This is a genomic window from Bacillus sp. V26, from assembly GCF_034296245.1.
In the GTDB taxonomy this organism is placed as follows: Bacteria; Bacillota; Bacilli; order Bacillales; family Bacillaceae; genus Bacillus; species Bacillus halotolerans.
In genome coordinates, this window is sequence record NZ_JAXKQF010000004.1 from 155,222 (window position 1) to 172,971 (window position 17,750).

A 17,750-nucleotide genomic window follows, 5' to 3' on the forward strand; every position below is an offset into this window, starting at 1 on the left:
ACCTTTCTTTGTTCCCTGATTTTTTCTGTCGTCTTTGTCACTGTTCAACGGATTGACTTAATACTCAATCCACCGGAAGTACCTGTTAAATCGATTGAAAAAATAAAATAATTCATTTTGGAGAAAAGGAAATGAAAAAATTTTTTTGTAGGTGCGGAAGAAATCGATCGAAAGAAACTAACAAATCCGTTAACAAGCGTTTCTAAATGGTGGGATTAATTGAAGAGCGTGATCAAGACGCGGCCGGTTTGTGGGAAAACATCACGCTCTCATCTCATATTGTAATGGAGGACAAGGATTTGTAGCGAGTGTTATATTTCCCTGTTCAAAACCTTGTCGCTATAGCAAAACAAACGCCATAAAGAATTCTTATGGCGTCTGACGGATATGGGGTAAGGTGAGTTCTTAGAAGCCACCGAAGAAAGAAGTGCCAACAATGATTAATAGGATGAATAGCACCACGATCAAAGGGAATGACCTCATAACTTCACCTCCCTTAAAAGAGGATAGTACATGATATGCTGATGGAGATAACTTGATAGTGATGCTAGTTTAATTGATTTTAAATGATTTTTTAGTCTAAGTAGAAATAGAGAACGATAAATTATAATATTTAAAAACAAACTCAAACTCAAATACGAGGTCCGGGGGTGGCATAATTCGCAGGAACCTTCTCACAATAGAGAGGGTCTTTTATTTATGCAGTGCTCCAGCAATCACCTAAACATCTGCGGAGCCCGCCTCACCAGCGGGCGGGCTCTTTTCTTAACTCCCCCTATACACCTGATAACCAAACGGCGACAGCAAAAGCGGGATATGATAATCAGCTTCCGGATCAGAAAGATGGAAACGAACTGTTACAATCGTTAAAAACGGCTCAGCCGTGTTCGCTTTCTTTCCCGCAAAGTAGTCTCCTGCATGAAATTCCATTACATACTCTCCAGACACTAGCTCTTCCCCTGCCAGCAGCGGAGCATCGACTCGGCCGTCATCGTTGGTGAAGGCCTCTTTAACAGGGATGACCTCTTCGCCCAGCCGCTTCAATTCGATTTTTACGTTCGCCGCGGGTTTGCCGCAGGTTAAATCCAAGATATGCGTTGTCAGCTTTCCCATCAGGCATTCAGGCTCCCTAATGCTTCCCCGGCTTTCCGTTTTTCTTTCTCGGCGTCTTCTCTCGTCACGGTGAACCGCTGGAAACCGAATGGCGGGCGCGGTTCTGTGTAGACTTTTCCTTTTGTGCCCGGAATCTCTTCGACGACTGTATCCCACGTGTGATTTTGAGAATGGAAGCTGACATCCGCGAGCTGCGGGAATCTCGTTAATATTTTGCATCCGATATGATAGATTAAGTTTTGAATGGAGGGAGTTTCGAGCTCGTGAAATACAGTGCTCGCTAAGTCACGGACCTGCTCAGCCGCCACGTAACGGGCTGGATCGGCGGCGTATGCATCATCCGTATGTTCGTAACGCCAGCTGATGTTTAAATAGACAAAGAGCGGACGATTTCCATCTTCAGGGAGAGTCGTATATTTGTCTCTGATAAAGCCGACGAAGGAGTTTCCGCTTACTTTGACAAGCTGGAGATCCGTGATTTCGCTGTATTGCTCCTTCACCGTTATCGTATCCCCCGTTCGTTCTGCTTTGAGCACCGACCGAGCGCGTTCATTGCGCGATCTTCTGAAGACAAGCTGGCTTGTGCCGAGCTCTTGATCGTCGTATGCAGGCATCGCTTCAAACGGAATGTCTTCGCCTGTCAGAGTGATCGTGTCCATATGTGAATAGGTGTTTAAAAATCTGTGAGCCACATAATGCAAGAAGCCTTCGGTGGTTGTTCCCTCATAGGAAGCGAGGTGGCGCTGAATAAAGTTTTTCATCGAATCCGTAGCCACGATGAGTGTATTATCTCCGTCTGTAAATGACGGCAAAAAGGCATTTCCGCCAATTTCGCATGTCACATCAATGCCGACAACTGTATTGGTTCTGCCCGTAAAAGAAGACTCTGGGATTTTCTTTATGCCTGTGAGCGGTTTTAAAAACGTTCGGTAGGCAAACACATTTCCTTTGCCGTAAGACATGGTTCTTTTCATTTGAATCTCTCCTTTTTCTGTAATGATGTCCTCTAAACGAAAGCGGGCGATGCGGTATATTTCCTCAAGAGCCTGCTGGAATTCTGTTTCCGGTTTGTTCTTCAGCCTTGCCAGCAGGGCTTGGCGGATCTCCTGTTTCGTTTTTTCCTTTACCGCTAAAATAAAAGGAAAACCGAAGTTGTAATAGTAGTCTTCATTTTGTTTGAGAAATTCCTCGTATTCCTGCTGTTCAAGCTTACTGAGCCCTGCGTTTTGCTGCTCTTTTACGGAGGAAGCGCTCATTGGTTTCTTGGTGCCGAGCCGGGGGTGTTTGCAGATGAGCTCAAGCTGTGTCTTGCGATCCGCAGCTTTGACTAAGCGGGACATTTTTTGATGCAAATCAGAAAGGGAGGAAAACGGGCGGAGTGCCGCGGCCTCCTCCGCAATCCATACAGAGTGCTCGAAAATAGATCCGAGTTTGTCAGTCAGTGTTTGTGTATCCATTTGATTCAGGTCGTCAATCGTGAACATGAGCCATCACCCTTTCCGTATTGATTTCCGCGCCATGGGGCCGTTTGAATTGATAAAAAGCGTTCAGTGCGATCGCGGTTAAGCTGCCAATGACAATGCCGCTTCCGGTCAGCACGGAAGCTGCTCCCGGAAGAGATGAAAACAAAGCGGGCACCGTCGTGGCGCCAAGCCCTAAGCTGACAGAAGAAGCAATGATCAGGAGATTGCTTTGTGATTCAAAATCGATGCCGGAAAGCATTTTAATGCCGTAAGAAATGACCATGCCGAACATAACAATCATCGCGCCGCCGAGCACTGCATTCGGGATCACGGTCGTCAATGCCGCGGCTTTTGGAATCAGACCGACTGCCATCAGCATAAACCCGGTGATGGCGATGACATTGACACTTTTCATTTTTGAAAGCTGAACGATACCGACATTTTGCGAGAAGGCTGTATACGGAAACGCGTTAAATAAGCCGCCAAGCACAATCGCAAGCCCCTCCGCACGGTAGCCTTTCTCAAGATCTTTCTCTGTTAGTTTCCGGTTTGTCATATCGGAAAGAGCAAAGTAAACACCCGTTGATTCAACAAGGCTGACAATCGCAACCAATAGCATGGTGAGAATGGCAGGCAGCTCAAAGGTTGGCGTGCCGAAATAAAATATAGAAGGAACATGAACCCAGGACGCCTCCGCGACCTCAGAAAAATCGACTTTTCCCATAAAGAAAGCGGCTGCCGTTCCAGCTGCAAGGCCGAGCAAAATCGCAATGGAGCGGATAAACCCTTTAAAGAAATAAAACAGCACTAAAATAAAGGCTGTAACGGCAAAGCCAAGGAGCACGTTGCCTAGTGAGCCGAAGTCTTTGCTGCCTTCGCCGCCGGCCAGGTTATTCATCGCCGTCGGAATCAGGCTGATGCCGATAATCATAACGACTGAGCCGGTTACGACCGGCGGGAAAAAACGGACAAGCTTCCCGAAGAAGCCCGCGGCTAAAACGACAATCAGCCCGGCTGCGATAATCGAACCGTAAATCGCTGAGACACCGTATGTGCTGCCAATAGAAATCATCGGGCCGACTGCAGTAAACGTACAGCCGAGCACAACAGGAAGGCCGATGCCGAAATAGCGGTTTTTCCAGAGCTGTAACAGAGTCGCAGCCCCGCACATAAACAAATCAATGGCAATTAAATACGTCAGCTGGCCCGCATTGAGCCCGATCGCAGCTCCGACGATCAGAGGGACGAGAATGGCTCCCGCGTACATCGCCAGCATATGCTGAAGCCCAAGCATCAAAAGCTGAAAGGAATGATGCTGTTCCTTCATCTCTATTTACACCTCTTTTTCTAAAACAAGTGTGTTTTCTAATACCGGCAGTTCTTCCTTCTGAACGGTTTTTTCCTCGCTGGCGCGCAAACTGAAGAATAGGTTTAAAAAGATCGCGGTCAGGCTTCCTGTGATGGTGCCGTCACTGACCAAAATGCGGATCGGAGCGGGAAACTCTGCGAAAATCGCCGGCACTGTGCTGGCGCCGATGCCGAGTGCGATTGAGCAGGCGATGGTCAGCAGATGATATTGGTTTTTCAGATCCGCTGTGCTGAGCATTTTTACTCCGGAGGCGATTACCATGCCGAACATGACAACGGTTGCGCCGCCGAGCACAGCCGCGGGAACGGAGGAAGCAAGAGCGGCAACCTTAGGAATCAGCCCAAGGAAAAGAAGGATACAGCCCGCGGTGACGACGACATTTCTCGTTTTCACCTTTGTCAGCTGCAATAATCCGGCGTTTTGTGCAAATGTATTATAGGGAAAGGCGTTGAACAGCCCGCCTATCATAATGGCGATCCCCTCTGCCCTATAGCCTTTGACCAGATCTTTTTCGGTTAGGGGCCGGCCGCATATCTTTCCGATGGCGTAAAAAACGCCGGTTGATTCAACGATAATGACAATTCCGACGATCAGCATCGTGATGATCGGACCGATTTCAAAAGATGGAGCGCCGAAGTAAAACGGCTTCGGGATTTGAAAGAATGGGGCTTCAGATACAGATGAAAAGCTGACCTTGCCCATGACGGCAGCGGCCGCAGTACCCGCAGCAATCCCGATCAGAACGGAAAGCGTTCGGGCAAACCCTTTGAGAAAGCGGTTGAGGACTAAGATCAGGATAAGGACGCCGACAGAAAGAAGAAGGTTTTCGAGTGAACCGTATTCGGGATTGGCGCTGCCGTTTACTTTTTCTCCGCCAGCCATATTTTTCACACCTGTCGGAACAAGAGAAAGACCAATCAAGGTGACAACAGTTCCTGTTACGACAGGAGGGAATAACACGGTCAGCTTGCCGAAGAAACGGGCACACAAGAAGATCAAGACACCGGCTGCAATGATTGAACCGTAAATCGCTGAAATGCCGTAATTTGCACCAATTGCAATCATCGGGGTGACGGCCACGAACGAGCTGCCGAGCATGACCGGAAGCCCGATGCCGATGTACGCTCCTCGCCAGGTTTGCAAAAGCGTCGCGGCTCCGCACGTTAACAGGTCAATCGCCAATAGGTAAGACAGCTGTTCCGACGTTACATTCAGCGCTCTGCCGACAAGCAGAGGCACCAAAATCGCACCTGCGTACATGGCCAGCACATGCTGCAGGCCAAGAGTGAACACTGCAAACGGTTTATGTTTCACTGCAGTCCCTCCTTTTACATGTGAACTTTAGTAACATGATAGCGTGCCGTTTGCCGGCTGTCATTGGCTACAGTAGCTGAAAAATAGGAGCGTTATTGCTGAAAGTAACGAAAAGACATTTCGTTTGTAACATCATGTGACAAGTGCTAGCTAATCAGCCGCTGCATCCGCAAGGCAAGCCGCAACCGCATTGTCGTTTCGGGATCTTTTAAGCTTTTGCCCAGTAATTCTTCACATTTTTCGAGGCGGTAGATGACCGTATTGCGATGCACGTACAAACGTTTTGCCGTCTCGGAAATCTGGCAGTGTGTCTCTAGATAGACAGACAGTGTATGAAGCAGGCTTTGATCCTCCTGCTGTTTTTCAGCCAGGCTTTGAAGAGTGGAATTGTAAAATTTCTTCAAATCCTCAACCGGAAGCAGGCGGAGCAGCTCAGGTACATCTTTTGCGTGATACACTTGGATAAACTCCGTGCTTCTTGATAAATGCCCTGATTGGAGAGCGTCAGACGCTTCTGTGAAAGCGTCCGGAACATCGATCAGCTTTTGGCAAATGTTGCTGATGCCAAAGGACAATGTCCGTTTAAATTGGGTTTTGACCTGTGTTTGGAACTGTTCTAAAAAGCTGATCACCGAGGCGTGCATTTCACTCCAGCTGTCTGTCGCCTCGATCAGCAGAATGCCGACATTTCCTTTAATAAAGAGGTGAGGTGGAAACGGGAAGGCAGACAATTCGCCTTCAAGAAATTCAAATACGCTGTCAGAGGCCAGCTGATTTTCAGTAAAGCTGATCGATCTGTCATTCCGGTCGAGCTTTCCGGCGATGCACATATATTTTTGATCCCAGCGGAGCTTAAATTCTTTTGCCCGGTTTTTGATTTCGTCGTCAGAAGAGAACGACCGCTCGATAAAATTACTGAAAAACTCATTCCGCGCCCGCCGGCTGTATTGCTTCAGCGCGTTTTCCTTCAGCAGCTCAAAGGAAATCACGTTCGCAGCCTGTTCAATGGTGAGAATCAATCCTTTATCAGCGGCTTGGACCATTTCCGGTATAAGCAGGTAGCCGCAGCTTTTTTCGTGATTATAGATAGGAAGGACAGAATATGTTTTCTGATTTGAGATCGAAGAAAAACAAGTGAAAAACGGCCCGGACACGGTGTGCAGCGTGCTTTTGAGCTTTTCGGTTTCAAATGAAATCTGATGAGATGCAGAAAGCATTTTGGCATGCTGGTCAAGGAGCAGCACGGGAAGATGAAGGAGGTCTGATACCTTTTTGAGCAGAGATTGCAATCCCTTGCCGCTCATAATGTGGTTTGTGAATTTTTTATGTGCGTAAATGGCTTGCTGAAGCTCGTTTGAACGCATATCAAGAATATGGCTCAGCGTGGCGTTGACAATGTCTCCGAGGCGTATATGCTCAGGGAGCTCGATGATCGGAAACGCGTGTGAATCGGCGAGGTCAATGATTTCTTTCGGGATATCCTCCAGGTACCGTTTTGTTTTAATGCCAAGACCGGCACAGCCGCGTTTTGCCATTTGCCGAATCAGCTCTGATAACTGGTGAGGATTGTCCTTCAGGTGATACGCGGTGGTGACGAGTAGCTCGTCTTTATGCAAAAAATCCGCGATATCAGGAGCATCCATCATGTTGACATGCTGAACCTCTCTTTCTCCCCCTGCTTTGCCCGCAATTAAAACTGCATTTTCGTAAGCCGGTATTTTCATCACATCAAAAATATTCATAGCTCATTCTCCTTTTCTCACAAAAAGTAACCATTGGTTAAGATGAATAAATTTCATTATTAATTCTAGCTGTTTTGCTGATGTAATACGATCATAGTAACAGTAAAATGTTGAAAATAGACTGATTGTGTTACATAAACTGACATAAAAATTCATCATCCTTACAGGGGAGGGATCAGTATGGCTTACGATTTGGTGATAAAAGGAGCAAAGGCAGTCACGCCGGGTGGTGTTAAAGAAGCTGATATTGCAATGAAAAACGGGACCATTGCCAAGATCGGTTCTGCAATTGAAGCAGAGGGGGCACCAGTTGTGGAGGCTAGCGGGCAATATGTTTTTCCGGGTGCGATTGATTGCCATGTTCATTTCAACGAACCGGGCAGAGAGGATTGGGAAGGGTTTGAAACGGGCTCACAGATGATGGCTGCAGGCGGCTGCACCACTTATTTTGATATGCCGCTGAACTGCATTCCATCCACGGTGACGGCTGAAAATCTTCTCGCAAAAGCTGAAATCGGCAGGCAAAAATCGGCGGTGGATTTTGCGTTATGGGGCGGCCTTGTGCCCGGTCATATTGATGACATACATCCGATGGCTGAAGCGGGTGCGATAGGATTTAAAGCATTTTTATCAAAATCAGGCACAGAGGAGTTTCGCTCTGTTGATGAACGGACCTTGCTCAAAGGCATGAAAGAAATTGCGGCCGCAGGAAAAACCCTTGCTCTTCACGCAGAAAGCGATGCGATCACAAGCTTTTTGCAGATGGAATGGGCGAATAAAGGGAAAGTGAATGCGGATGCGTACGCGGCCTCCCGCCCGGAGGAAGCCGAAGCTGAAGCGGTGTATCGCACGATTCAGTATGCGAAAGTGACGGGCTGTCCGGTTCATTTTGTCCATATCAGCACGGCGAAAGCGGTCCGGCTGATCAGAGAGGCGAAACGAGAAGGGCTTGATGTTTCGGTCGAAACATGCCCGCATTATGTCTTGTTCAGCCATGACGATTTACGGGAAAAGGGCTCTGTCGCAAAATGCGCCCCTCCGCTCAGATCGCAGCCATCAAAAGAGGCGTTAATTGATACGCTGATCGCGGGGAATATTGACATGGTGTCCTCGGACCACTCCCCCTGCCGTCCTTCTCTGAAGCGGGAGGATAATATGTTTTTGTCATGGGGCGGAATCAGCGGCGGGCAGTTTACTTTATTGGCCATGCTTGAATTGGCCCTTGAGCGGGACATTCCATTTGAAACCATTGCTGAATGGACAGCGGGGGCACCCGCGAAGCGATTCGGCCTTCAGCAAAAAGGGCGGCTTGAAGAGGGGCGGGACGCGGATCTCGTTCTCGTCAGCATGGAGCCGTACACAGTCACAACAGAAACGATGTTTGCAAAACATAAGCAGAGCATTTATGAAGGACATACTTTCCCCTGCCGCATCTCGGCCACCTACAGCAGAGGACGGAGCGTGTACAGTGATGGGGAGAAAGCAGACAGCGGAATTGAGGGAGCATTGGTCGTTCCTTCGTAAGCCCGGCAGATTGAATTCTGCCGGTTTTTTTATGTCAGTGACTTTGGTTTTTAAAAATCCATCATCGTGGTATCTTTTTAAAAAGGGGGCTTTCGATGATGGAACACATCAAACACATACTAAACCAATCATGGTCGCTGCATACGAGTTCCAAATGGACGAAAGAATGCCCGGCATGCGGCCAATGCGGCGTGACGGCAATGGTAATACAGGAGCAATTCGGGGGCGATATTTTCAAAACAAAGGTCGGTGAGAGTTGGCATTTTTATAACAGCATAAATGGGGCTGTATACGACTTTACGAGTGAACAGTTTCAGGAGCCTATTGAGTACCAAAATATCCCTTCTTCAAGAGAGGAGGCGTTTTTGGATACCAATGAGGAACAATATCAGCATCTGCGCTCAGCGTTTTTCCGCAATATGAACAGCATTTCCGAGGAAACCTGAAAACGCGTGTGATAAACTGGAAGAGAGGTGAATGATTGTGATTTATATCGGACTGACGGGATGGGGGGATCATGACAGCATTTATCCGCCGAAAACGGCCAGCCAGAAAAAATTGCAGGCCTATTCCTCCCATTTTCCGATCGTGGAATTAGACGCGAGCTTTTACGCGATTCAGCCGGCGCGCAACAATGAAAAGTGGGTGAAGGAAACACCGGAAACCTTCCAATTTATCATTAAAGCGTATCAGGGCATGACGGGGCATCAACGCGGCGACATTCCGTTTGACTCCAAAGAGGAGATGTTTGATGCTTTTAAGCTGTCCTTAACGCCATATTTACATAGCAATAAGCTTGCCATGGTGCTGTTTCAATTTCCGCCGTGGTTTGACTGCAAGAAAGAAAATGTCGCTTATTTAAGATGGTGTAAAAATCAGATGGGTGATATTCCTTGCGCGCTTGAGTTCAGAAACCGCTCCTGGTTTTCGCCGCCATTTTATGAGCAGACGCTTTCCTTTATGAAAGCGGAAGGCTGGATTCACAGCGTATGTGACGAACCGCAAATCGGCGAGGGAAGCGTCCCGACTGTTTTGCGGGCGACCGATGAAAACAAAACGCTCGTCAGGTTTCACGGACGCAATAAGCAGGGCTGGATGAAGCCCGATGGCGGGAAAAACTGGCGTGAGGTCAGATATTTATACCGCTATAACAAACAGGAGCTGGAAGACTGGAAAAAGCACCTGAACGAATTGCAGCAGCAGTGTAAAGATGTATTTGTCCTGTTCAACAACAATTCCGGCGGAGACGCCGCGGATAACGGCAAGCAGATGCTTGAACTGCTTGATGTCGAGTACTCCGGACTTTCTCCGAGACAGCTCGATTTATTTTAGAAAAGAGGTTTTGATTGATGTCGTTTGTGATTTTGATCGTACTGGGATTTATTGCGGGTACGGTAGGAAGTTTGATTGGACTCGGCGGCGGGATTGTCATCGTTCCGGCCATGATGTTTTTAAGCGCGGTGACGCCGTATTTTCAGGATGTGACGCCGCAGGTTGCCATTGGGACTTCGCTTCTGGTCATTATTTTTACAGGTCTTTCCTCAACTTTGGCTTATATTAAATATAAAACGGTTGATTATAAAAGCGGGCTCATTTTCTTTATCGGTTCAGGTCCCGGCAGCATTATTGGGGCTTACGTGTCAAAGCTTTTTAATTCAAACTCGTTTTCCATTTGGTTTGGCATATTTATGATTCTTATTTCATTATCCTTAATGCTGAAAGCGAAGGCACGGCCGGTAAACAAAGAGCACAGAGGAATAATACGGACTTTTCAGGATGATGCCGGAGAGCCCTATACTTACTCGTATCAGGCATCTGTCGGGATTGCCATCGCCTTTGTTGTCGGCTTTTTAGGCGGGCTCTTTGGAATAGGCGGCGGCTCGCTGATGGTTCCGGCCATGATGCTGTTATTTCTGTTCCCGCCAAAGGTTGCGGTGGCAACGTCCATGTTCATTATTTTCCTGTCCTCTATGACAGGATCTGTTTCACATATCATGTCCGGGCATGTGAATTGGCTGTATGCCCTCGCACTTGTGCCCGGCGCTTGGTTCGGCGGAAGGCTTGGCGCCGCCATCAACCGAAAAATGCAGACGAAAACGATCGTTATGATTATGCGGATCGTATTAATTTTGATCGGCTGCCAGCTCATTTATGAAGGCATATTCAGCTGAACGATTAGGAGAGAATGGTATGAAAGAGAAGCTCCGCTTATATCACACAAATGATTTGCACAGCCATTTTGAAAATTGGCCAAAAATAACAGATTATATTGAGCATAAAAGAAAAGAACATCAGCTGCACAGCGAAGAGACGCTCGTTTTTGATATTGGTGATCATATTGATCGTTTTCATTTTGTGACTGAGGCAACATTCGGAAAAGCGAATGTAGACCTCTTAAACCGTCTTCAAATTGATGGAGCGGCTATCGGCAATAACGAGGGGATTACGCTTCCTCATGAAGAGCTTGCTTCTTTATATGATCATGCCGAGTTTCCCGTTATCGTCTCTAATCTGTATGACAAAAACGGAAACCGCCCGTCCTGGGCGGTTCCTTACCATATCAAAACATTGAGAAACGGCATGACCATTGCGTTGTTAGGTGTAACGGTGCCGTATTATCCCGTCTATGACAAGCTGGAATGGACTGTTACTGATGCGCTCGAAAGTATAAAAGAAACCATACAGGAAGTGAAAGGACAGGCTGATATCATCGTTCTCCTGTCGCATTTGGGAATTCTTGACGATCAAGCGGTTGCTGAAGCAGTTCCGGAGATTGACGTTATCCTCGAGTCTCATACTCACCATCTGCTTGAAAATGGACAGATGGTCAACGGCGTATTGCTTGCCAGCGCTGAGAAATACGGAAACTACGTCGGCTGTGTAGACATCACGATGGATACTGAAAAGCGAAAAATCATCAGCAAAACAGCATCTGTTCAAAACATGGCTGAATGGACAGGGGAATCTGCGGAAACCAAAGCATTTCTTGAGGGAAAAGAACGTGAAGCCGAGGAAAAGCTGTCCGTTGCCGTTGCGGAGCTTGCGCAAGATGCTGAAGTGAAGTGGTTTGAAGAATCCGATCTGCCTTTACTTTTGGCATATGCGTTAAAGGAATGGTGCGGAGCCGACATCAGCATGGTGAATTCCGGCGTCATCCTCGGACCGCTTAAAGCCGGCCCGGTGACCAAACTTGACCTGCACCGCATCTGCCCTCACCCCATCAACCCGGTTACTGTCCGCCTGACGGGAGAGGAACTGAAGGAAACGATTGTTCATGCCGCTTCGGAACAGATGGAGCAGCTTCAAATTAAAGGATTGGGCTTCCGGGGAGAAGTGATGGGGAAAATGGTGTACGCGGGTGTCGATGTCGAAACAAAACGGCTGGACGATGGGATGACGCACGTCACCCGGATTACGCTGAACGGAGATGACATAGATAAAAATAAACAATACGCTGTGGCCGTGCTTGACATGTTTACGCTCGGCAGGCTGTTTCCGATCATCCGCGACGCCGAGGTAAAAGAATATTTTATGCCGGAATTTTTGCGGGATCTGCTTGCCTGGAAGCTTGCACAATAAGGAGGTCAGCCCACAACAAGCCGTGCCCCTCATCATAAAGTGATGAAGGAAGGGAGTGGTTGACGTGGTAAATCTGACACCGATTATGATCGAAGGACAGCCTTTTACAGCTGTGACAGTAAAGCTTCCAAAAACAAATTTCATGGCAGTCTCCAATGATCACGGATACATTATGTGCGGCGCGCTTGATGTGGCGCTGCTGAATGAAAAATTAAAGGAGCGTGGAATTGTGGCGGGACGGGCGGTTGGTGTGCGAACAATTGACCAGCTGTTAGACGCCCCTTTAGAATCCGTCACATATGCCGCAGAAGATCTTGGCATTCATGCCGGCATGAGCGGCAGAGAAGCGCTCTTAAAAATGGTGAAATAAAATAAATTGGCCCGGCTATTACTATGTCCCCCCTTACAAGCATACATTGTGTTATGTAAGGGGGGATTTTCTTGCCAAGATATCGCGGCCCTCTTCGCAAGAGAGGACCTTTGCCTTTCCGGTACGTGCTGCTGCTGTCACTCGTATTTTTTATCATATCTACAACAGTCAGCCTTTGGATTATCAACGGCTCTATTAAACCGGTATTAATGAGCATCGGTGAAATGGAAACGAAGCGTGTGGCAACAGAGGTGATTCAGGATTCGATTGAGGATTATATGTCTGACAGCGAAAATATGAAAGATATGTTTCAAATGAATTCTGATGAAAACGGAAATTTAACGACAATCGATTTTAATACACAGATTATAAACAGTGTGAAAACAAAGGTGACAAAGCAGCTTCAGTCTCATCTGAAAGAGATGGAAACCCACACCGGACACAGCGGCGCCAGTGAAAATATTATGATCAACATCCCATTGGGACAGGTGACAGGAAACAGCCTTCTTGGAAACCTCGGCCCGAAAATCCCGGTCCGGTTCAATTTAATTGGTGACGCCTTTACAGACGTCAAAACAAAAATAAAGCCATACGGCATTAATAATGCACTTATTGATATCAGCATCTTCGTAGAAATTAAAGTGAAGGTCATCATCCCGTTCGCAAGCAAAACGGCCGTGGTCACCAATAATGTTCCTGTATCAATTAAAGCAGTGCAGGGCGAAGTGCCGCAATTTTATAACGGAAGCGGCGGTTCAGGTGTTACGCCTTCTGTCCAGCTTCCAAGCAGCAAAGAAGAAGACAGCCATGATTCAAAAAATGAAAAAAACAGCAAATAAAGCCGCCTTTTCATGAGGCGGCTTTCGTCATTTCTTTTTCTTGTACTCATAGCGCTCCCACGCTCTCAAATGTGGATAAGGATCAAACGACCATTCAGTTTTTCCATTATCCTTATACATGCCATAGTGCAGGTGCGGCGGGAATTTTCCGGCCGTGCCAGGCGGGCCGTATCCTGAGCTGCCCACTGACCCGATCACTTGGCCGGGCTCAACGATCTGCCCTGTTTTAATGCCTTTTGCAAACCCATTGAGATGGGCGAAATAATGATACGTATTGTTAATATCCCTGATGCCGATTCTCCATCCTCCAAAGCGGTTCCAGCCTTTCATTTCAATGACGCCGTAACAGGTGGATTTAACAGGAAGGCCATAGTGGGCAAAGAGATCTGTTCCTTCATGAATCCGCCTTCCCCCAAAGCCGCGGGCGTCTCCCCACGTGCTGCGGTAGCTGTAATCCGTTCTGATCGGAAGCGGAAACGCATGCTCGCCCAAATCAATATGACCGTAAGCCTTAAACAGCTTCATGAACTCTGATATGATTCCCACCGTTTGATCACGGCGGTAATAATTCCAGAGCCCGATGCGGATATTTTCCTCATCTGTGCCGTACGACAGCAGATATTGTGCGAATGTATACAGAATGTCTTCATCATTGCTGACCTCGGCTTTCCCGTCGCCGTCACCGTCCATTCCGATTCCGTCAAACACTTTTATGCTTAACGGCGCATCGTCTTTCGGATTCGGGTTTTCTGGTCCGCTCCAGATCTCATCCGGTACATAGATGCTGATGATTCCCGTTTTGTCAGGCAGATCCTTTCTGTTGCTCCGCACATTCTCCTCGTATTGATCAACAGCGGCGAGCGCATACCAAGGAATCTGCGTCACAGCCTCGACTTTATGATATAATTCCATCCGTTTGGAAAGCACCGGATCTGAAAGCTCTTTTCCAGACGCATAAGGTTCAAATGCAAACAAAAGGAGAAGAAGGGCAGATAACACAACTTTCACTAAATAATCTCCTTTCAATATTGAATACACATAGTTTGCGGCAACCCGGCGAGAAAATGTCAGTAATCATCTTCCCTTGTCGAGAAATTTTTCCTATGTTAAAGTGTCTAAAGAAAAGACTTTCTTTAGTTAGAAAAACATTATTTTTGTTGCAGAAATGAAAAAACTGCACCTATCTCGTTTTCAGAATGTTTCGTGTCAGAAATTGAGTATATTGGATATTGGAGATGATGGGAATTGGCAAAGAAAGACGAACACCTCAGAAAGCCCGAATGGCTCAAAATCAAATTAAATACAAATGAAAATTATACAGGACTCAAAAAACTCATGCGGGAAAATAATCTGCACACCGTATGTGAAGAAGCGAAATGTCCGAATATTCATGAATGCTGGGCAGTGAGACGTACAGCGACATTTATGATCTTAGGATCTGTTTGTACGAGAGCGTGCCGTTTCTGCGCCGTCAAAACGGGCCTTCCGACTGAACTTGACCTGCAAGAGCCGGAACGCGTAGCAGATTCCGTCGCTCTGATGAATCTGAAACACGCGGTTATCACAGCTGTTGCGCGTGATGACCAAAAAGACGGCGGTGCGGGTATTTTCGCGGAAACTGTCCGTGCAATCCGCAGAAAAAGCCCGTTCACAACGATTGAGGTGCTTCCGTCAGATATGGGCGGAAACTATGATAACTTAAAAACGTTAATGGATACGCGCCCTGACATCCTGAATCACAATATCGAAACGGTTCGCCGCCTGACGCCAAGAGTCCGTGCGCGTGCGACATACGACCGTTCATTGGAATTTTTGCGCCGCGCGAAAGAAATGCAGCCTGACATCCCGACAAAATCAAGCATCATGATCGGACTCGGTGAAACGAAAGAAGAAATTATCGAAGTGATGGACGACCTCTTGGCAAACAATGTTGATATTATGGCAATCGGCCAATACTTGCAGCCGTCGAAGAAGCACTTAAAAGTCCAAAAATATTATCACCCTGATGAATTTGCAGAATTGAAGGAAATCGCGATGCAAAAAGGCTTCAGCCACTGTGAAGCCGGTCCGCTTGTCCGTTCCTCCTACCATGCGGATGAACAGGTTAACGAAGCATCTAAAAAACGCCAAGCGCAAGCATAATGCCAAAACGCCAGATCATCTGGCGTTTTTGTCATTCCTATTGGTTTCCTTGTCCTGGCGTGTTTCTCCATTGGCATTTTCGTTTTCCGAGACAGGGCTTCCTTGCGGGGAGGTTTTCATTTCTTGTATCGTCCCCGACATGATATCTCTGACATCTCTTGAACTGGAACCGAGATTGCTGTAATTTTTGATGGCCTGCATGTGATTCGGATTGTCGGAAATGTACACATGATAGTAACGCGGAATCACCGAAACCGCCGTTTTTTTCACTTGATCAGCTGTCAGCTCACGGTTTTTCGAATCGGTTTTGTACACGACAAGCGCTTCTTGGTCAGTGACAAGCGCTGCGGCATCTTGAATATGAGGGAGCTGAACCGTTAAGCTTGATATGATGTGAGCGGTTTCTTCACGGTCTGGCGCCGGTGTCTCCTGCTGTTCGCCGTCCAATTGTTCTTTTTGATAGCGGACATAACCAAACTGTTCATTCTCATCATGCCTGTTAAAAGCCTCATTGCGGTCAGATACATGAATAGGTCTGGTGTCATTTTGATGCTGGGCATTCTGCTCAGCGTTATTGAATCCTGCGCCTCCGCATCCGGATAAAAGCCCGGTCATCAGGCAGAGGCTGACAGCAGTTCGTTTCATTTGTAATCCCTCCTCATGTGTAGGGTAGCCAAATCACACGAATTATTCTTTAGCAATTGATGGGGACGGGGCAATGAATTATGATAGGAATGAGTGAAAAAGAGGTGAGATCATGATTCTTATTCAAAATGCCGAATTTGAGCTGGTGCACAATTTCAAAGACGGCTTCAACGAAGAGGCTTTTAAAGCCCGTTATTCCGATATTTTAAATAAATACGATTACATTGTGGGAGACTGGGGATACGGCCAGCTCAGGCTCAAGGGCTTCTTTGACGACCAGAATCAAAAGGCGACCTTTGAAACCAAAATCAGCACATTGGACGAATACATTTACGAATATTGTAATTTCGGCTGTGCGTATTTTGTCTTAAAACGGATCAGAAAATAACCATTACACAAAGGGGATGCTGTCATGTATTTTGTTGACAGAAACAAGATAGAGCATACACTCGGGTTCTTCGAGCGTCAGCTGGCGCTGTTTCATTCGCAAACAGACTGGAAATCCGAAATCGAAGGGCTCGCGCTTGAACGCATCGGTCACCTGTTAATCGAATGCATTCTCGATACAGGAAATGACATGATTGACGGTTTTATTATGCGGGACCCGGGCAGCTATGATGATATCATGGACATACTGGTTGATGAAAAAGTCGTAACGGAAGAAGAGGGAGCGGAGCTGAAGCAATTGATTGCGTACCGAAAAACATTGGTTCAGCAATACCAGCTCGCTGACAGTACAGAGCTTTACAATCTGATCACCGCGCATCTAGCGGTCCTTCAAGTCTTTCCGAAACGAATCAGAAGCTACTTGGAAACAGAGCTGGGCCCTGTTTCCGCGTTTAAATAACGACAGGAAAGCCACAGGAGTGTTAAAAATGAAAACATATAAAGGATATCTAATTGATTTAGACGGAACGATGTACAACGGCACAGAAAAAATCGAGGAAGCTTGTGAATTTGTCAGAGCGCTGAAAGACCGCGGCATTCCTTATCTTTTTGTGACAAACAACTCTTCCCGCACACCGAAGCAGGTGGCGGACAAGCTGGTCTCTTTTGACATTCCGGCAACAGAGGAGCAGGTTTTTACGACAAGCATGGCGACTGCCCAGCATATCGCCCAGCAGAAAAAAGACGCGTCTGTGTATGTGATCGGGGAAGAAGGAATTCGCCAGGCGATTGAAGAAAACGGCCTGACCTTTGCAGAGGAAGATGCGGACTTTGTTGTTGTCGGAATTGACCGCGGGATTACATACGAAAAACTTGCCGTCGGCTGCCTCGCAATCAGAAATGGCGCCCGCTTTATTTCCACAAACGGTGACATTGCCATACCGACTGAAAGAGGCCTCCTGCCGGGCAACGGTTCACTGACCTCCGTGTTAACCGTATCCACAGGCGTGCAGCCGGTATTTATCGGCAAGCCGGAATCCATCATCATGGAGCAGGCGATGCGTGTTCTCGGCACTGACGTATCCGAAACACTTATGGTTGGCGACAACTACGCGACTGACATTATGGCAGGCATTAATGCAGGGATGGATACGCTGCTTGTCCACACAGGCGTAACGAAAAGAGAGCATATGACAGACGATATGGAAAAACCGACTCACGCTATTGATTCTCTGACTGAGTGGATTCAGCATATATAAAAAA

At 47.2% G+C, this 17,750-nt stretch carries 19 protein-coding genes; 11 read left to right on the forward strand and 8 right to left on the reverse strand.

Annotation, left to right across the window (positions count from 1 at the left end; genetic code table 11):
• Nucleotides 1–405 precede the first annotated feature (405 nt).
• The 6 genes from UJ203_RS14130 to pucR all read right to left on the reverse strand — a co-directional run bounded on the left by UJ203_RS14130 (nucleotide 406) and on the right by pucR (nucleotide 7,001).
• Nucleotides 406–483 (reverse strand): YjcZ family sporulation protein, encoded by a 78-nt coding sequence (locus UJ203_RS14130; protein ID WP_322011890.1) that lies wholly within the window; start codon nucleotides 481–483, stop codon nucleotides 406–408.
• A 282-nt stretch (nucleotides 484–765) separates the two neighbouring features.
• Complete coding sequence (uraH, locus tag UJ203_RS14135; protein ID WP_322011715.1) at nucleotides 766–1,113, reverse strand: hydroxyisourate hydrolase; 348 nt, start codon at nucleotides 1,111–1,113, stop codon at nucleotides 766–768.
• A complete protein-coding gene (gene pucL, locus UJ203_RS14140) occupies nucleotides 1,113–2,597 on the reverse strand; it encodes a factor-independent urate hydroxylase (RefSeq protein ID WP_322011717.1) in 1,485 nt (494 codons plus the stop codon). The genes uraH and pucL overlap by 1 nt, the downstream gene beginning before the upstream one ends.
• Nucleotides 2,584–3,903 carry a nucleobase:cation symporter-2 family protein gene (locus UJ203_RS14145; RefSeq protein ID WP_322011719.1) on the reverse strand — a complete coding sequence of 440 codons (1,320 nt, stop codon included), beginning with the start codon at nucleotides 3,901–3,903 and terminating at the stop codon, nucleotides 2,584–2,586. Before UJ203_RS14145 ends, pucL begins: the two co-directional genes overlap by 14 nt.
• A gap of 6 nt (nucleotides 3,904–3,909) precedes the next feature.
• Complete coding sequence (locus UJ203_RS14150; RefSeq protein WP_415859193.1) at nucleotides 3,910–5,205, reverse strand: nucleobase:cation symporter-2 family protein; 1,296 nt, start codon at nucleotides 5,203–5,205, stop codon at nucleotides 3,910–3,912.
• A gap of 200 nt (nucleotides 5,206–5,405) precedes the next feature.
• Nucleotides 5,406–7,001 (reverse strand): purine catabolism transcriptional regulator PucR, encoded by a 1,596-nt coding sequence (gene pucR / locus UJ203_RS14155; protein ID WP_059292619.1) that lies wholly within the window; start codon nucleotides 6,999–7,001, stop codon nucleotides 5,406–5,408.
• A 180-nt stretch (nucleotides 7,002–7,181) separates the two neighbouring features.
• Between pucR and UJ203_RS14160 the strand changes: the two genes are divergently transcribed.
• The 7 genes from UJ203_RS14160 (at nucleotide 7,182) to yunB (ending at nucleotide 13,313) form a co-directional block, all read left to right on the forward strand.
• Nucleotides 7,182–8,525 carry an allantoinase gene (locus UJ203_RS14160; protein WP_322011724.1) on the forward strand — a complete coding sequence of 448 codons (1,344 nt, stop codon included), beginning with the start codon at nucleotides 7,182–7,184 and terminating at the stop codon, nucleotides 8,523–8,525.
• A 98-nt stretch (nucleotides 8,526–8,623) separates the two neighbouring features.
• On the forward strand, nucleotides 8,624–8,971 hold the full coding sequence (locus UJ203_RS14165) for a hypothetical protein (protein WP_322011726.1): 348 nt from the start codon (nucleotides 8,624–8,626) through the stop codon (nucleotides 8,969–8,971).
• A gap of 37 nt (nucleotides 8,972–9,008) precedes the next feature.
• On the forward strand, nucleotides 9,009–9,857 hold the full coding sequence (locus tag UJ203_RS14170; RefSeq protein WP_322011892.1) for a DUF72 domain-containing protein: 849 nt from the start codon (nucleotides 9,009–9,011) through the stop codon (nucleotides 9,855–9,857).
• Between the two features lie 17 nt (nucleotides 9,858–9,874).
• Nucleotides 9,875–10,696: a sulfite exporter TauE/SafE family protein gene (locus UJ203_RS14175; RefSeq protein WP_024122737.1), complete on the forward strand. Its 822-nt coding sequence runs from the start codon at nucleotides 9,875–9,877 to the stop codon at nucleotides 10,694–10,696.
• A 19-nt stretch (nucleotides 10,697–10,715) separates the two neighbouring features.
• On the forward strand, nucleotides 10,716–12,104 hold the full coding sequence (locus UJ203_RS14180; protein WP_322011729.1) for a bifunctional UDP-sugar hydrolase/5'-nucleotidase: 1,389 nt from the start codon (nucleotides 10,716–10,718) through the stop codon (nucleotides 12,102–12,104).
• Nucleotides 12,105–12,168: 64 nt separating this feature from the next.
• Complete coding sequence (locus UJ203_RS14185) at nucleotides 12,169–12,474, forward strand: YunC family protein (protein WP_010331750.1); 306 nt, start codon at nucleotides 12,169–12,171, stop codon at nucleotides 12,472–12,474.
• 71 nt (nucleotides 12,475–12,545) lie between these two features.
• Nucleotides 12,546–13,313 carry a sporulation protein YunB gene (gene yunB, locus UJ203_RS14190; RefSeq protein WP_059292623.1) on the forward strand — a complete coding sequence of 256 codons (768 nt, stop codon included), beginning with the start codon at nucleotides 12,546–12,548 and terminating at the stop codon, nucleotides 13,311–13,313.
• Nucleotides 13,314–13,340: 27 nt separating this feature from the next.
• Here the strand turns inward: yunB and lytH are convergent, their stop codons facing one another.
• Nucleotides 13,341–14,321, reverse strand: a complete 981-nt coding sequence (lytH, locus tag UJ203_RS14195) for an L-Ala--D-Glu endopeptidase (RefSeq protein WP_044159001.1) — start codon at nucleotides 14,319–14,321, stop codon at nucleotides 13,341–13,343.
• A 237-nt stretch (nucleotides 14,322–14,558) separates the two neighbouring features.
• On the opposite strand from lytH, the gene lipA reads away from it, so the two are divergent.
• A complete protein-coding gene (gene lipA, locus UJ203_RS14200; protein ID WP_010331747.1) occupies nucleotides 14,559–15,455 on the forward strand; it encodes a lipoyl synthase in 897 nt (298 codons plus the stop codon).
• A 15-nt stretch (nucleotides 15,456–15,470) separates the two neighbouring features.
• On the opposite strand, the gene UJ203_RS14205 is transcribed toward lipA, so the two are convergent.
• Complete coding sequence (locus UJ203_RS14205) at nucleotides 15,471–16,100, reverse strand: YhcN/YlaJ family sporulation lipoprotein (protein ID WP_322011735.1); 630 nt, start codon at nucleotides 16,098–16,100, stop codon at nucleotides 15,471–15,473.
• Nucleotides 16,101–16,212: 112 nt separating this feature from the next.
• On the opposite strand from UJ203_RS14205, the gene UJ203_RS14210 reads away from it, so the two are divergent.
• The 3 genes from UJ203_RS14210 to nucF are packed head-to-tail and all read left to right on the forward strand — an operon-like array spanning nucleotide 16,213 to nucleotide 17,746.
• A complete protein-coding gene (locus UJ203_RS14210) occupies nucleotides 16,213–16,488 on the forward strand; it encodes a YutD family protein (RefSeq protein WP_003228682.1) in 276 nt (91 codons plus the stop codon).
• 24 nt (nucleotides 16,489–16,512) lie between these two features.
• Complete coding sequence (locus UJ203_RS14215) at nucleotides 16,513–16,947, forward strand: DUF86 domain-containing protein (RefSeq protein ID WP_322011736.1); 435 nt, start codon at nucleotides 16,513–16,515, stop codon at nucleotides 16,945–16,947.
• Nucleotides 16,948–16,975: 28 nt separating this feature from the next.
• Complete coding sequence (nucF, locus tag UJ203_RS14220; protein ID WP_322011737.1) at nucleotides 16,976–17,746, forward strand: 5' nucleotidase NucF; 771 nt, start codon at nucleotides 16,976–16,978, stop codon at nucleotides 17,744–17,746.
• The last annotated feature ends 4 nt before the right edge of the window (nucleotides 17,747–17,750 follow it).